Origin of the sequence: Agrobacterium salinitolerans, assembly GCF_002008225.1 — a bacterium.
Classification (GTDB): Bacteria; Pseudomonadota; Alphaproteobacteria; order Rhizobiales; family Rhizobiaceae; genus Agrobacterium; species Agrobacterium salinitolerans.
In genome coordinates, this window is record NZ_MRDH01000025.1 from 53,026 (window position 1) to 68,464 (window position 15,439).

Below are 15,439 nucleotides of genomic sequence, written 5' to 3' on the forward strand. Positions count from 1 at the left end.
GAAGCTTCGGTAATGTTTGCTGCTCAGCCTGCGATGGTTTTCGTCAGGAAGCCGGTCAGATCGTCGGTGATGTAGTCGATATGCGCATCCGTGACGGCCGGGATTTCCCAGCGTTCCATGACGACACCCTCGAGATTGGCGGGGACGAGCAGCACGGTCTTCATGCCAAGCGCCTTGGGCGCCGCGAGATTGCGGGGTAAATCCTCGAACATGGCGGCTTTTTGCGTGTCGAGCTTCGCAAGCGCCGCGAACTTCTCATAGGTCGCGCTGGCCGGTTTCGGCAGATAGCCGGCGGCGACGATATCGAAAATATCCTCGAAATGATCGAGAATGCCAAGCGCACCGGCGGCGGCCTGCGCATGTTTGACGCTGCCGTTGGTAAGGATGAATTTGCGGCCCGGCAGAGCTTTGATCGCCTCGCCAAGTTCCGGATGCGGTTTCAGCGCCGAATAGTCGATGGCATGGGCACGTTCCAGAAACTCGTCCGGGCTGATGCCGTAATGGATCATCAGGCCCTGAAGCGTCGTGCCGTGGTCGTGATAATAGCGCTTCTGCAGCGCCCGCGCCTCGTCGGGATCGAGCTTCAGAAGCTCCGCCACATAGGCCGTCATGTTACGGTCGATCTGCGAAAACAGATTGATGTGATGCGGATAGAGCGTGTTGTCGAGATCGAAGACCCATTCGCTCACATGGGCGAAATCGGCGGCTTCGGGCAGGTTTTTCGGCTTTGTGTCCATGGGCTGCTTTATGCCTGTTTCGAAGGCCGAAGAAAATCGAAAAGACGACGATTGATCAGAAAATCGGGCTTGGCTGCGGGCTCCCGCGCATGATACCGCCAAAGCCATGGAACTCTGGATTGGTATCACTTTCGCAAGCGCGTTCCTGCAGAACCTGCGCTCGACCCTGCAAAAGCACCTCAAAGGCATGATGGGCACCACGGGCGCGACCTTCGTGCGCTTCGTGTTCGGCATGCCTTTCGCTCTCGCTTATCTTGCTTTCCTGCATTTCGGGCTCGGTCGCCCTCTGCCGGTGCCGAACATGTCCTTTGCCGTGTGGGCGACGGTCGGCGCCATGGCGCAGATTGCCGCCACCTTCCTGCTCGTGCACCTGTTCTCCTTCCGTAATTTCGCGGTTGGAACGGCCTATTCCCGCACAGAACCGGCGCAGGCGGCACTGTTCGCGGTTATTTTCATCGGGGAAAGCGTCAATGGCGGCACATTGGCGGCCATCGCCATCTCGGTCGCCGGCGTCATGCTGATTTCGGTGGCGCGCACGGAAGTCACGCCCGCTTCCTTCTTCACCTCGATCTTCAGCCGGACAGCGGGTATCGGTCTTGCCTCGGGCGCTTTCTTCGGCCTGTCATCAGTCGCTTACCGGTCGGCGTCGCTCGCGCTTGCGCCGAGCCTTCCCACTCCGGATGCGATGATGCAGGCGGGCTTTACTCTGGTTGTCGTCATCGTAATGCAGACGGTGTCGATGTTCCTGTGGATCGTCTGGCGCGAGCGGGAAGAGTTGCGGCGCATCGCCAAGGTGTGGAAACCGTCGCTTGCGGTCGGTTTCGTGGGCGCAACGGCCTCGTTCGGCTGGTTCACGGCGATGACCCTGCAGCAGGCCGCCGTGGTGAAGGCATTGGCGCAGGTAGAGATGCTCTTCGCCTTCGCCTCGACCGTGCTTTTCTTCAAGGAGAAGATCAACCGGCTCGAACTGTCCGGCTGCCTGCTGATTGTCGTGGGCGTGCTGTCGCTTTTGGCATTCGGCTGAATGTCAGTCGTGGCGGACAGGCTTGCCGTCCGCCACCTGAAGCACATCAGGGCACGATGAGCGTGCCGGCGCCTTCCGTGAAGATTTCCAGAAGGACGGAGTGGGGCGTCTTGCCGTTGAGGATCACAACGCCTTGAACACCGGCTTTGATGGCGTCGATGCAGGTCTCGACCTTCGGGATCATACCGCCGGAAATCGTGCCGTCCTTGATGAGCGCACGCGCCTGCGAGACGGTGAGTTCCTTGATGAGTTCCTTGTTCTTGTCGAGAACGCCGGGAACGTCGGTGAGAAACAGCAGACGCGAGGCGTGAAGCGCACCCGCAATCGCGCCGGCAAAGGTATCGGCATTGATATTGTAGGTGGCGCCATCGCGGCCGGGCGCGACCGGGGCGATCACCGGGATCATTTCCGACTTGGCGAGCAGGTCGAGCAGGGTGCGGTCGACTTCGGTGACTTCGCCGACGAACCCGAGATCGAGCACACGTTCGATATTGCTGTCAGGATCGATGACGGTCTTTTTCGCCTTTTCGGCAAAGACCATGTTGCCGTCCTTGCCGCACAGGCCGATCGCCCATTCGCCCGTCTGGTTGATGAGGGCGACGATTTCCTTGTTGATCGAGCCGGCCAGGACCATTTCGACGATCTCGACCGTCTTAGCGTCGGTGACGCGCAGACCGCCCTCGAATTTCGATTCGATGCCCATCTTGGTCAGCATCGCGCCGATCTGCGGGCCGCCGCCATGCACAACGATGGGGTTAATGCCCGATTGCTTCAAAAGGGCGATGTCTTCCGCGAAAGCCTTGCCGAGCGTGGAATCCCCCATGGCGTGACCGCCATATTTCACCACGATGGTCTTGTTCTCGTATTTCTGCATGAAAGGCAGAGCCTGTGCGAGCAGCCGCGCCTGAGTTTCGCTTTCGGAAGACGTCATCTAAAAACCTCGGTCTGTGGTTGCGGCCGTTGAAAGCCTGCCACCGCTCTAAAGCAAGTCTTTGACGGATGAAATAACCTCCTGGCCTTATTGTGTCGGCAACGGTCAAATTTCTTTTTTTTGGCTGTCCCGGTCCCGTAATGAGATTGACATAAAGGTCCAATGGGACCAGCCTTACACCGAAAAGGGGAGGGGTTAATTCAGGGTGACAGGTGATGTCGCGCGCCGCGGGAGCGATGCTGACCTGAACGACCGAGGAGCGAGAAACCACATGACGGCACCCGATCGAGACAAGCAAAGCGGCTTGCAGGATGAAGTGCTTGCGGGCGAATATGTGCTGGGTGCGCTGCCGCCGGAAAGCATGGCGGAGCTTGCCAAGCGCGTCAAACGCGACCGCCAGTTCGCGGCCATGGTCAGGCGCTGGCGGGACAATCTGGCGGAAACCGAATATCGCGAAAACGTAACCGTCGCCGCACTGCTGGAACGGGACCCGAGCCGCTCCGGCCTGCCATTCAGGGGCCAGCCGCTACGGGGCGGCAGCATGTTCGCAGCCATATTTTCGGAGGTCTGGCATTCCGTGCGCTTCTGGCGCCTTCTGGCGTTAACGGCGATGCTCTGGACCGCCGTTCTGCTTTTCACCATCGCCTGAGAGGCATGCCCCTCAAAGAGAGATCGTTCTGACGATCTCGGCCCGCAGGCTATCCAGCCCGAATGATTTTTCCGAGGATGTGGCGAGAACTTCCGGATAGGCGGCGGGACGCTTGCGGATTTTCTCCAGCGTTTCACCGATGAGCCGCGGAACGCCGGCATCCTTGATCTTGTCCGTCTTCGTCAGCACGATCTGGTAGGAAACGGCCGCCTTGTCGAGCAGGGTCAGAACCTCCTCGTCATTCTTTTTCACGCCATGGCGGGAATCGATCAGCACGTAAACGCGCTTCAGCGTCGCACGGCCGCGCAGATAATCGAAGACAAGCTTCGTCCAGGCGTCGACCTGATCCTTGGGGGCCTGCGCATAACCGTAACCGGGCATGTCGACCAACGCCATCGGCGGCAGATCGCCCGCTTCGCCGGAATAACCATCCGGAACGAAATAGTTCAGTTCCTGCGTGCGTCCGGGCGTATTGGACGTGCGGGCAAGCCCCTTGTGGCCCACCAGCGCATTGATGAGCGAGGACTTGCCGACATTCGAACGACCGGCGAAGGCAATCTCCGGCGGCCCTTCGGGCGGCAGGAATTTCATTGCGGGAACGCCGCGAATGAAAATCCAGGGTCGCCCGAACAGGGGCTTTTCGGTTGCCGTGCCGGTCTCACTCATTTCGATTGCACCGGCTTTCGCTTGAACAGCCCCTTAATGTTATCGAACAGCTCGATCTTGGCGCCCTGGCGCTTCATGATGACGGCCTGCTGGGTGATGGAGAGCGTATTGTTCCATGCCCAGTAGATGACCAGACCGGCCGGGAAGGAGGCCAGCATGAAGGTGAAGATCAGCGGCATCCAGTTGAAGATCATCGCCTGCGTCGGATCGGGGGGCGTCGGGTTCATGCGCATCTGCAGGAACATGGTGATGCCCATGACAAGCGGCCAGACACCGATCATCAGGAAGTGCGGCACGTCGTAGGGCAGAAGGCCGAACAGGTTGAACAGCGACGTCGGATCCGGCACGGAAAGGTCGTGGATCCAGCCGAAGAACGGCGCATGCCGCATTTCGATGGTGACGTAGATGACCTTGTAGAGCGCGAAGAAGACCGGGATCTGCAAAAGCATCGGCCAGCAGCCGGCGACCGGATTGATCTTCTCTTCCTTGTAGAGCTGCATCATCGCCTGCTGCATGGCCATGCGGTCATCGCCATGCTTGGCTTTCAGCTCTTCCATCTTCGGCTGCACGCGCTTCATGTTCGCCATGGAGGCATATTGCTTGCTGGCGAGCGGGAAGAAGAGAGCCTTGACGACGATGGTGGTGAGCAGGATCGCCACGCCGAAATTGCCAAAATAACGGAAGAAGAAATCCATCAGTTTGAACATCGGCTTGGTGATGAAGTAGAACCAGCCCCAGTCGATCAGAAGGTCGAACTTCGGAATGGCGTAGGTCGTTTCGTAACGGTCGACCAGCGGCACTTCCTTGGCGCCGGCAAAGACGAGGCTCTTCAGCTCGATCGACTGGCCGGGCTCGACCGTCAGGGCATCGCTCTTGAAGTCTGCCTGGTAGCTCGGCTGATTGCCGGTGATGTGCGAGTAGCGCGTCTCGAACGGTGTCGTCTGCGGCGGAACGATGGCCGCGGCCCAATATTTGTCGGTGATGCCGAGCCAACCGCCGGTCGCCTTTGCAACTGTTACCGGCGCTTCTTCGACGTCCTTGTATTTTTCTTCCGTCAGGCTGCCATCCTTGCCGGAGACGCCGAGGAAACCTTCATGGATGACGAAGACCGGGGGAACCGCGGGCTTGTTGTTGCGCGTCACACGGCCATAGGTGGCGAAGGAGATCGCAGCCTGTCCCGGGTTTTCTACCTTGTCGGCCACCGAGATCATATAATGCTCGTCGATCGAAACCGTACGCGAGAAGATGACGCCCTTGGAATTGGTGTAGGTCAGCGTGACCGGAGTGGTTTCCGTCAGCTTGTCGCCGTTGGCAAGCGTCCAAACGGTGGTCGGGCCGGGCACGCCGCCGACGTCCTGTGCCGCAACGTAACCGAGTTCGGTGAAATAGCCCTCCTTGGTGTCGGAGGGCGAGAACAGCGTGATGATCGGGCTCGAGTCATCGACGGTCTCATGGTAGTCCTTGAGCCGGATGTCGTCGAAGCGGGCGCCGGTAAGGTTGATCGAGCCGGCGATGGCGTTGGTCTCGATGGCGACACGCTGGGTCTTTGCGATTGCCTCTTCGCGGGTCGCGGTGGCGGCGGCCTGCGGGGAGGATGCGGGCGGTGCGCCTTCAACGGCGGCCCCCGGTGCGGCGCCCGGCGCAGGCTGCTGTTGCTGCGTCGTTTGCTGCTGCGCCTGGCGGGCCTCTTCGGCGCGGCGCTGCTGCTCGATACGCGGATTCATGTAAAGGAATTGCCAGGCGAGGACGATGACAACCGAAAGGGCTATCGCGATGAAGTAATTGCGGTTCTTTTCCATCATTCTTTCCTGGAGCGGGTCTCCTGGGACCGTTTCGGTTTCGCCGTTCCTTCAATTCGCTCGTTAAGGAGAGACTGAAGTTTCGGGAAGGCTGTATCAAGCACGTCCCTGCGGGCGACAATCACATAGTCATGACCGGGCTTCATTGCGACCCCGGCAGAAAGCCTGACGGCTTCCTTGAGACGGCGGCGCATGCGATTTCGCTCGACCGCGTTGCCTTGTCTTTTCGTTACGGTAAAACCGACGCGAGGCTCGGTTTCCGGGGCTTTCCGGTCAAGCACTTCCAGAAGAAAGCTGCCTCCCCGCCGTTTTTCTCCTGCCTGAACGGCAAGGAAATCCGACCGGTTTTTAAGCCGGCCGGGCAGTTTTCCTGTCTTACTCATGTGCCCGCGACTTTCACCGGGTCACAGAGACGGCAATTAAGCCGAAAGACGAGCGCGGCCGCGCGCACGGCGGGCTGCGAGAACCTTGCGGCCGCCAGCGGTAGCCATACGGGCGCGGAAGCCATGACGACGCTTGCGGACGAGCTTGGACGGTTGGTAAGTACGCTTCGACATTTATTTAATACCGCGGTGTGCGGCCCTTCTTGAATTTGCAATAATTTGCAAGAGCGTTTCGTTTTTTGCACGGCTAACCCCGCCTGGGCGAGCTTTCAATGGCCGAGCGTGCGCGGCTTATAAGGGCATAGGCCGAGCAAAGTCAATTGCCGAAGGGGTTTTCGCGCTTCACCTTTTGCGGAAAACGCATCGCCATCTTCTTCGCCGACAGCCGATAGAGGCCAATTCCAGCGCGTCATCGGTAAAATCCGAAATTCTTTCTTAACGCGGCATTGATAAATCTTGTGACGCGAAAAGTTATGCCAGCTTCCCATTTTCATCGCGCAGCTGGTTTTTGTTGGGGGAACGAAGTTGAGAATTCGCGGTCGTATCAATCTACTTGTCGGGCTGATGAGCCTTGTTGCCTGTACCATTGGCGGGCTGTCCATCTATGCGATCAACGAATTCTGGGTTCGTTCGCATCATTTCGAGAAAGCCGCCGAAAGGGCTTATAAGGGAGAGGCGCTCAACCGACTGGTGACGGCAGTCGTCATGGACGCGCGCGGTATCTATGCGGCCGCCGATGTGGCTGCGGCCACCCCCTTTGCTAACGGCATGGTGAAAAATCTCGACGCCATGGAAAAGCTGATCGCTACTTGGGCCCCGCTGGTGCCGGCCGAGCAAAAAGCGAGTTTCGACAAGCTTGTCAGCCGATCCAAGGAGTTTCGGTCCTTCCGCTTGGAGACGGTCCGTCTCGGTAAGGAAGTCGGGCCCCAGGCGGCCAACCAGCAGGGTAATAACGAGGCTAACCGCACCAACCGCAAGGCTTATCAGGCGGAGATCGACAGTGTCGTGAAAAACGACCTTGCCGAACTCGAAGTCGTGAAGGCGGGGGTCGATTCTTTCAGCACCGCCATATTCTGGGTGATTGTCGCGGTGACGGTTGCAGGTGTCGGCGCGGGAGCGGCCTTCGGCCTGTATATGGGAACGCGGCAACTCAGCGCACCCATCCGCAGGGTTTCGCAGGTGATGAATGCTGTGGCCGACGGAAATCTCGACGCCGCCGTCCCCTATCTCGGCCGCAACGATGAAATCGGCGAAATGGCCGCGGCCGTCGAGGTCTTCAAGAAAAACGGCAGCGAAGTGCGCCGCATGAATGCGCAGGAAGCCGCCATGCGCGCCAAAAGCGACGATCTGCAGGCCGGCATGGCCATCGTCGTCGACGCTGCGGCCCAGGGCGATTTCAGCCGCCGCATCAACAAGGATTATGGCGACGACAACCTCAATCGTTTCGCCGCGACGATCAATTCGCTCCTCATCGGGGTCCATAATGGCGTGTCCGAGACCAGCCGCGTCATTGAAGGCCTTGCGCGGGGCGATCTGACGGAGAGAATGGATGGCGAGTTCCGCGGCGTTTTCGCCGAACTTCAGGTGAACGTCAACCAGACGCTGACCAAGCTGCGCGAGACGATGCGCGAAGTGCGCGGCAGCACGGAAGGCATCAGCGGCAACGCGAACGAATTGCGCTCGGCGGCCGATGACCTGTCGAAGCGGACGGAACAGCAGGCGGCGGCGCTGGAGGAAACCTCAGCCGCTCTGGATGAGATTACCGCCGTTGTTCGCAATTCGACCGATCGTGCGCAGGAAGCCAGCGCCATGGTTGCCGAAACGAAGCAGAAGACGGAGGAGTCCGCCAATGTCGTGCGCGACGCCGTGTCCGCCATGGATCGTATCGAGCATGCCTCGCGCGAAATCAGCCAGATCATCAACGTCATCGACGAAATCGCCTTCCAGACGAACCTGCTGGCGCTGAATGCCGGTGTGGAAGCCGCCCGTGCAGGCGAGGCGGGCAAGGGCTTTGCCGTCGTCGCTCAGGAGGTGCGAGAACTTGCGCAACGATCCGCAACCGCTGCGAAGGACATCAAGGCGCTGATCACCAAATCGGGCGAGGAGGTTGGGCGCGGCGTATCGCTGGTGCAAAGAACTGGCGGCGCACTGAGCGAGATCGAGACCCGCGTTCTGGCAATCAACGAGCACATCCATTCGATCGCCACGGCCGCCAGGGAGCAGTCCACCGGCCTGCATGAGGTGAATACCGCCATCAACCAGATGGATCAGGTAACGCAGCGCAACGCCGCCATGGTGGAGGAGACCTCGGCTGCAACCCATAAGCTGAGCAGCGAGGCCGACCATCTCGTGACGCTCGTGGCGCGCTTCAATGTCGGCGCGGAAAATGTGCAGCGCAGCCCCCGCATCGAGCAGCCCGTGAGGCCGATGACGGTCTCCGCCGGACCGGTGGCGGTCTCCGGCAGGACACCGGCAGTGGCGTCTCCGGCCCGTAAATTGATGAACAGCGTCAGCCGCGCGCTCAATGCCCAGCCTGCGGCGGCACCCGCGCATGGCGACTGGCAGGAGTTTTAGACGACAAGCGGTCCGCTTCACACCGGCTCATTTTCGAACGCCGCCCCTGCCGGGCGGCGTTTGTTTTTCCGGCAATGAAAACCTTTATTTTGCAGTGCATTGGAAAAATATCCATTAGGTCCTATTATCATCACTGCATATAAACCGAGCCGTTCCACGCAAGCAGCGGCGCGCATACAGGATCATGGGCCCGGTGTTTTCTAAAGGCGTAGACAGCTTGGACCGCACGCAAGACGATCGGGTGCATTGCATGCCGGGATTGACCGCCGGTCTTTCGGGGCGGTTGCTGTTGCTCACAGTCATCTTCGTGATGATCGCCGAAGTGCTGATCTTCGTACCTTCCGTCGCCAATATGCGTCTTTCATGGTTGCGCGACCGTCTGAATACGGCTGCGGCCGCCGGGGCTGTCATCGACGGCCTGCAGGCTGAACTGCCGAGAAGCGTGCAGAACGACACGCTGATGGCAACCGGAGCGAAGCTTATCGCCCTGCGCAAGGACGGCACGTCGCGCTTGCTCGCCGTGGCGGAAACGCCGCCGGGCGTCGATGAGCAATATGATCTTTCCGACGTTTCGCAGGTGGCGGCGGTGCGGGACGCCTTTTCCACCCTGCTGTTCGGCGGCAACCGCATCATCCGCGTTTTCGACGTCGTCGGCGACAGCGACACGATCATCGAACTGGTGCTTGGCGAAAACAAGCTTAGGGCGGCAATGCTTGCTTATGCCCGCAACGTTTTCCTGATTTCCATCGTCCTGTCGCTGATCACCGCAGGCCTGATCTTCATCTCCATCAACCGCATCATGATCCGGCCCATACGCCGGCTGACGCTCGGCATGCAGAACTTCTCCGAGGACCCGGGCAATCCCGAGCGGATTTTCGTACCTGATGAGGGAACGGATGAACTATCGGTTGCCGGCCGCCACCTCGCCGATATGCAGACCGAACTGCAGAAGACCCTGCGGCAGCAGAAGAACCTCGTGGATCTCGGCCTCGCGGTCTCGAAGATCAACCACGACATGCGCAATATCCTCTCCTCCGCCCAGCTCATGTCAGACCGTCTGGTGGATGCCAAGGACCCGATGGTCAGGAGCTTCGCGCCGAAACTCTTGCGCACCATCGACCGCGCCGTGGCCTATACCGGCGAGGTTCTGGCCTATGGCCAGGCGACCGAAGGCGCGCCGAAACGCAAGATGGTGCAGTTGAGCCTTCTGGTGCGGGATGTGCGCGATATTCTGGCGCTCGATCCGGATAGTGGCATCGAGTTTCAGGACAGCGTTCCCTCCGATCTCACGGTGGATGCGGATTCCGAGCAGCTCTTCCGGGTCATCCACAATCTCTGTCGCAATGCCGTTCAGGCCTTGCAATCCGATACCGCGAATGCCGGGCTTCGACACCTCTCCATCTCGGCCCAGAGGGCTGGCAGCGTCGTCAGCATCGTCATCGATGACAATGGACCGGGAATGCCGCGCAAGGCCAAGGAGAACCTGTTTTCCGCTTTCAGGGGTTCGGCCCGCTCCGGCGGCACGGGCCTCGGGCTGGTCATTGCCCGCGAACTCGTGCTTGCCCATGGCGGCACGATCGCGCTCGTCGAAAAGCCCGGTCCCGGCACGCAGTTCCGCATTGAGATCGCCGACCGCGCCGCTTCCGTACAGGCGGCTAGAACCGCCTGAAAAACCTGCTCCGCAGCGGGTTCGCACAATCGTTCTCCACACCCAAACGGACATGGTATCTGGCCCGTGGAAAATGATCCTCATGGAATTTCAAATAAAATCAATTAGATACATGAATTGCTGCGGAAAAATGACAATTTCGAAGCGAAATCGCTTGCATTCGGAATGAGGACGTTTTAGAGGATCGCCACGCCACCGGAAACGACCGGAACGGCACGCACCCGTAGCTCAGCTGGATAGAGCACCAGACTACGAATCTGGGGGTCAGGAGTTCGAATCTCTTCGGGTGCGCCATTTCTCTTCCGATAAAATGAAGTCCTGAAACAATCGCTCTCACGCGCGATATCGCTGGTATTGGCAACTCCTTCAGACGGATGCTTCGAGGCTCCGTAGGGCCGCGCGAATTCCGAACGTTCCGAATATGTGCTAAAATCACCCCTTCATCAGCTGCGCCCGGGGTGAAAGCCGCGTTGGAAACGGACAAGGTGTTTGCGGATTCGATTCCGGAAAATTACGACCGCATGTGATTCTCGCCGCCGTTTAAACCGGTACTGCCGACCCGGTTCTCAGTCTATAAATGCCAGTGGGGAATATTTGAGAAATACCCCTAAATATTAGTGGTTTTGGGTAAAGGCCTGTACCAAAGGGTTTTCCGATAGTCCGAGATTGTCGGGCTTTCGAGTGTCATCGAACCTTCCTCAAACCTTCGTCATATTGTCATACAATAAAAGCATATGCGCTCCAGAAAAGGAGCGCAGAATGACGCCACAATCACTTGAACTTTCAGGAATCGGCAAGGGCTTCGGGGCCGACGATGTTCTGAAAGAGATCGATCTTTCCATCCGCCCTGGAGAGTTTTTGTCTCTCGTCGGCATGTCGGGCTGCGGCAAGTCCACGCTTCTGCGTATCATTGCGGGGCTGGAAACGCCGGATCGCGGTTCGGTGTCCATCGGCGAACAGGATGTGACGGAGGTTGATCCGAGCGATCGCAATCTGGCGATGGTTTTCCAGTCCTACGCCCTTTATCCACATATGAGCGTGCGCCAGAACATTGCCACACCGCTCAGGATGCGGCGCCTGCCTTTTGCCGCGCGCCTGCCGCTGATCGGACGTTTTGCGGCCCCTGCGGAAACATTGAAGCAGATCGATGCCGCCGTCGAGCAGGCGGCCGAGACGCTACAGATCGCGCATCTGCTGGATCGAAAGCCGGCGCAGCTTTCCGGCGGCCAGCGTCAGCGTGTGGCGCTTGCAAGGGCGCTGGTGCGTTCACCTGCAGCCTTCCTCATGGACGAGCCGCTTTCCAACCTCGATGCGAAGCTTCGCGCCCATATGCGTGAGGAACTGGCGGGCCTGCACCGCCGGCTCGGCGCAACATTCATCTATGTCACCCATGACCAGATCGAAGCCATGACCATGTCCGACCGCATCGCGCTGATGTCGGAAGGCCGTATCGAGCAGCTTGGTACGCCGGACGAGCTTTACCGCAAGCCCGCGACGCTGACGGTCGCGCGTTTTATCGGCACGCCCTCGATCAACCTGCTGCCGGTCGAAATCGATGCGCAAGGCAAGATCGCCGCTTTTGGACGCGATCTCGGCATTGAAGGTGCTGGCCGTGATGCCGGCCCGGCGACGCTCGGCCTTCGCGCCGAGGATTTGCGTCCGGGCGAAGAAGGTTTTGCCGTGCGCGTGGTGCGCAGCGAAACCCATGGCGCCGACCGCTTTGTGAGCTGCCGCCTGCTGAGCGACGAGACGGTCGCCATCACCCTGCGTCAGGGCGCCGGCGATGCTGTGGGCGCGGATATGAATGGCGTGATGAATCTCGGCTTTGCGCCGGAACGCGCGCATCTTTTTGCGGCCGACGGTCTGCGCCGCAAGGTGACGGTGCGCGAGCGGGTGCCGGCATGACGGCGGTCGATTTTTCCACGGCCGCGCGCGCGAAGGCTCGCCCGCGGCTGTCAAAGGCGGACCGGCGGATGATCTGGCGCGGCCTGATGTTCGCTGCTCCCGCAAGCCTGCTGCTGCTGGCGATCTATATCGTTCCGATGTTCGTTCTGGCCGGTTTTGCCGTCACCGATTATCAGCTCGGTTCGCTTTCCACCCGCTTTGTCGGCCTTGGAAACTTCGTCAAGGCGTTTCAGGACCCGGTTTTCCTGCGCTCTCTGGCCAATACCGCCATCTATGCGCTCATCGTCATTCCCTTCGGTGTGTTTCTGGCGCTCGGCGTCGCTTTGCTCGTGTATAATCGCAAGCGCAGCCGCGCTTTCTGGGAGGTGGCCTATTTCCTTCCCGTCACCGCAACCCTCGTCGCCATGGCGACCGTGTGGCAGTTCCTGCTGCACCCTTCGCTTGGGCCAGTGAACGCGGCGATCAAATGGCTGGGTTTCGAGCCCGTCGCTTTTCTCTCCAATCCCGTGCTCCTCATTCCCACCATGGCGCTGATGGGCGTCTGGCAGATTCTGGGTTTCAACATGGTGCTGTTCCTTGCCGGCCTCACGGCCATTTCGAAGGATCTGCATGAGGCGGCGCGGCTGGATGGCGCGAAGAACCCGGTTGATCGCTTTCTGACCGTCACGTGGCCAATGCTGGGGCCGACCACCATGTTCGTTGTCGTCACCACCTCCATCTCCGCGTTCAAGGTATTCGAGACGGTGGCCGTGCTGACCAAGGGCCGCTCCGGTTCCGAGACCCTGCTTTACGACCTCTATCTCGAAGGTTTCGAATATTCCAATACCGGTTATGCCGCCGCGCTGACGATTATCTTCCTCGTGATCGTGCTGATCCTGTCGATCGGCCAGACGCTGCATATGGACCGGAAGGTGCATTACTGATGGCCGCACTCCGCAAATATTTCCCGCATCTCGTACTGGCTCTCGGCGCTTTCGTGATGCTCCTGCCATTCTACTGGATGGTGCTGACCTCTATCCGCTCGCCGGCAGAGATTTTCGATGTGTCGCTCTGGCCCATCCCGCAGAAATTCGATGCGGCCGACAATTATGCACGGGCGGCAGGTCAGGTGCCGATGGCGCGTTTCATGCTGAACGGCGTCATCGTCTGCGTCGGTATTCTCGTCGTACAGGTCCTGACATCGGTTCCGGCCGCCTATGCGTTGGCGAAGCTCAGGTTTCCGGGCCGCAAGCTGCTGCTGGGCCTTGTTATTGCCGCGCTCTGCGTTCCCATTCAGGCCCTGGCATTGCCGCTCTTTGTCGGTCTGGCCAAGACAGAGTTGCTGAATACCTATTTCGCGATGATGATGCCGTTCTTCCTGTCGGTCTTCGCCATCTTCCTGTTCAACCAGTCCTTCCGCAGCTATCCGAATGAAATCATCGAGGCCGCCCGCATGGACGGGTTCTCGGAAATGGAGATTTGCTGGGGGCTGGTCCTTCGCGGTTCTCTGCCTTCGCTTGCCGCTTTTTCGATCTTTTCGCTCGTTGCCCACTGGAACGACCTTTATTGGCCGATGATCGTGGTCTCCGACACCAATCTCGCCCCGCCGCCGCTTGGCATGATGCTTTTCGCGGATGTCGAATCCGGCGCCAATTACGGTGCGCTGATGGCGGGCGCAACACTGATTACCGCGCCGATGGTGCTGTGCTTCCTCCTCGCACGGCGGCATTTCATCGCCGGTATTACCATGACCGGCGTCAAGTGACGCCGTTCAGATTTCCTCCTCACAACCTTTCTGGAGACTGATATGAAACTCAACCGACGCGCTGTGATGGGCGGTCTGGCTCTTGGCATGGCTTTTGCTGGCCTCGCACAGCCGGTTCTGGCCAACGAAATCACGCTCAATGTTCTTTACAATCTGCCGGGATTCACCAAATTCCATCAGCCGCTGGCCGATGAATTCATGAAGAAGAACCCTGATGTGAAGATCAACTTCCTCGCTCCGGCCGCCGGTTATAACGAAGGCCAGCAGCAGGTTCTGCGCTCCGCCGTCACAGGCAATCTGCCGGATGTTTATTTCTCGGGTTACAACCTGACGGCTGAACTCGTTCACACGCTCGCACCGCGCAACCAGATCACCGATCTCGGCCCGTTCATTGAGGCTGAAGGCGGTCAGGCTTTCCTCGACAAGAACTACAGCCCCAAGATGGCCGCCCTCGGCCAGATCGACGGCAAGCAGTACGGCCTGCCGGTCAATGCGTCCTCGCCGATCATCTACATCAACTCCGACCTCGTGACCAAGGCTGGCGGCGACCCGGACAAGATGCCGACGACCTTTGCTGAGCTCATCGCTCTCGCCAAGAAGATCAAGGCGCTCGACCCGAAGTTCGCCGGCATGAGCTACGACATCAACGGCTGGCCGGACGACTGGTTGTGGCAGGCGCTCATCGTCGAACAGGGTGGAAAGCTCGTTGACGAGAAGGCCAAGACCGTTGGCTTCGACAACGAGATCGGCCTCAACGCCCTGAAGATGACCCGTCAGTTCGTCACCGAAGGTGGCCAGAACCTGCTCGACTGGGACCAGTCCCGCCAGCAGTTCGGTGCAGGCCTCACCGGCTTTATCTTCTCGACGCCCGCCCACGTTCAGACGATCCAGGGTCTGGTCGGCGACCGCTTCAAGCTGAAGACCGCAACCTTCCCGCTCGACAACAAGGAAAAGGGTGGTGTTCCGACCGGCGGTAACTCGGCTGTTATTCTGACCCAGGAAAAGGCCAAGCAGGACGCGGCGTGGAAGTACCTGAAGTGGATCACCGGTCCAGAAGCACAGAACACCATCGTTCGCATCACCGGTTACCTGCCGACCAACAAGCTGGCCACCGGCCCGGACTTCCTTGCTCCTTATTATGTCGAGAACCCGAATGTGAAGACCGCTTCGCTTCAGGCTGATCGTTCTCTGCCTTGGGCCGGTTATCCGGGTGGCGACTCCGTCCGCATCTGGCGCACTCAGCGCGACATCATCGGCACCGTCATGCGCGGTGAGGTGACGCCGGAAGACGGTCTCAAGCAGATCGTCGAGCAGACCAACGCCCTGCTGAAATAAGCAAAACCATTGAAAAGGCTGCG

General features: G+C 59.5%; 14 protein-coding genes and 1 tRNA gene. 9 read left to right on the top strand and 6 right to left on the bottom strand.

Translation table 11 applies throughout. From position 1 onward, the window contains the following. Positions 1-23: 23 nt before the first annotated feature. The gene (locus BS627_RS17440; protein ID WP_077984441.1) at positions 24-737 is read right to left on the bottom strand and encodes a pyrimidine 5'-nucleotidase; all 714 of its coding nucleotides are present in this window, start codon (positions 735-737) and stop codon (positions 24-26) included. 106 nt (positions 738-843) lie between these two features. On the opposite strand from BS627_RS17440, the gene BS627_RS17445 reads away from it, so the two are divergent. After that, a complete protein-coding gene (locus BS627_RS17445) occupies positions 844-1,761 on the top strand; it encodes a DMT family transporter (protein WP_077984442.1) in 918 nt (305 codons plus the stop codon). Between the two features lie 46 nt (positions 1,762-1,807). Here the strand turns inward: BS627_RS17445 and argB are convergent, their stop codons facing one another. Next, positions 1,808-2,692 (bottom strand): acetylglutamate kinase, encoded by an 885-nt coding sequence (gene argB, locus BS627_RS17450; RefSeq protein WP_003503698.1) that lies wholly within the window; start codon positions 2,690-2,692, stop codon positions 1,808-1,810. Positions 2,693-2,963: 271 nt separating this feature from the next. Here argB and BS627_RS17455 point away from each other — a divergent pair, with 271 nt between their 5' ends. Further along, entirely contained in the window at positions 2,964-3,341 is a 378-nt protein-coding gene (locus BS627_RS17455; RefSeq protein ID WP_077984443.1) for a hypothetical protein, read from the top strand. Between the two features lie 12 nt (positions 3,342-3,353). Here the strand turns inward: BS627_RS17455 and yihA are convergent, their stop codons facing one another. The 4 genes from yihA to rpmH are packed head-to-tail and all read right to left on the bottom strand — an operon-like array spanning position 3,354 to position 6,363. Continuing rightward, a complete protein-coding gene (gene yihA, locus BS627_RS17460) occupies positions 3,354-4,007 on the bottom strand; it encodes a ribosome biogenesis GTP-binding protein YihA/YsxC (protein ID WP_035263945.1) in 654 nt (217 codons plus the stop codon). Continuing rightward, on the bottom strand, positions 4,004-5,806 hold the full coding sequence (gene yidC, locus BS627_RS17465; RefSeq protein WP_077984444.1) for a membrane protein insertase YidC: 1,803 nt from the start codon (positions 5,804-5,806) through the stop codon (positions 4,004-4,006). Before yidC ends, yihA begins: the two co-directional genes overlap by 4 nt. Then, positions 5,806-6,189: a ribonuclease P protein component gene (rnpA, locus tag BS627_RS17470; protein WP_077984445.1), complete on the bottom strand. Its 384-nt coding sequence runs from the start codon at positions 6,187-6,189 to the stop codon at positions 5,806-5,808. The genes yidC and rnpA overlap by 1 nt, the downstream gene beginning before the upstream one ends. A 36-nt stretch (positions 6,190-6,225) precedes the next feature. Beyond that, on the bottom strand, positions 6,226-6,363 hold the full coding sequence (gene rpmH / locus BS627_RS17475; protein ID WP_003493611.1) for a 50S ribosomal protein L34: 138 nt from the start codon (positions 6,361-6,363) through the stop codon (positions 6,226-6,228). A 351-nt stretch (positions 6,364-6,714) separates the two neighbouring features. Between rpmH and BS627_RS17480 the strand changes: the two genes are divergently transcribed. The 7 genes from BS627_RS17480 (at position 6,715) to BS627_RS17515 (ending at position 15,416) form a co-directional block, all read left to right on the top strand. Continuing rightward, positions 6,715-8,763: a methyl-accepting chemotaxis protein gene (locus tag BS627_RS17480; protein WP_077984446.1), complete on the top strand. Its 2,049-nt coding sequence runs from the start codon at positions 6,715-6,717 to the stop codon at positions 8,761-8,763. 250 nt (positions 8,764-9,013) lie between these two features. Next, complete coding sequence (locus BS627_RS17485; protein ID WP_162520446.1) at positions 9,014-10,432, top strand: ATP-binding protein; 1,419 nt, start codon at positions 9,014-9,016, stop codon at positions 10,430-10,432. Positions 10,433-10,649: 217 nt separating this feature from the next. Then, positions 10,650-10,726 (top strand) — tRNA-Arg (locus BS627_RS17495). A 465-nt stretch (positions 10,727-11,191) separates the two neighbouring features. Next, positions 11,192-12,337, top strand: coding sequence for an ABC transporter ATP-binding protein (locus BS627_RS17500; RefSeq protein WP_165691291.1), 1,146 nt, complete (start codon positions 11,192-11,194; stop codon positions 12,335-12,337). Beyond that, positions 12,334-13,260, top strand: a complete 927-nt coding sequence (locus BS627_RS17505) for a carbohydrate ABC transporter permease (protein ID WP_077984447.1) — start codon at positions 12,334-12,336, stop codon at positions 13,258-13,260. The genes BS627_RS17500 and BS627_RS17505 overlap by 4 nt, the downstream gene beginning before the upstream one ends. Next, the gene (locus BS627_RS17510; protein ID WP_077984448.1) at positions 13,260-14,081 is read left to right on the top strand and encodes a carbohydrate ABC transporter permease; all 822 of its coding nucleotides are present in this window, start codon (positions 13,260-13,262) and stop codon (positions 14,079-14,081) included. Before BS627_RS17505 ends, BS627_RS17510 begins: the two co-directional genes overlap by 1 nt. A gap of 42 nt (positions 14,082-14,123) precedes the next feature. Further along, positions 14,124-15,416 (top strand): ABC transporter substrate-binding protein, encoded by a 1,293-nt coding sequence (locus tag BS627_RS17515; RefSeq protein ID WP_077984449.1) that lies wholly within the window; start codon positions 14,124-14,126, stop codon positions 15,414-15,416. The last annotated feature ends 23 nt before the right edge of the window (positions 15,417-15,439 follow it).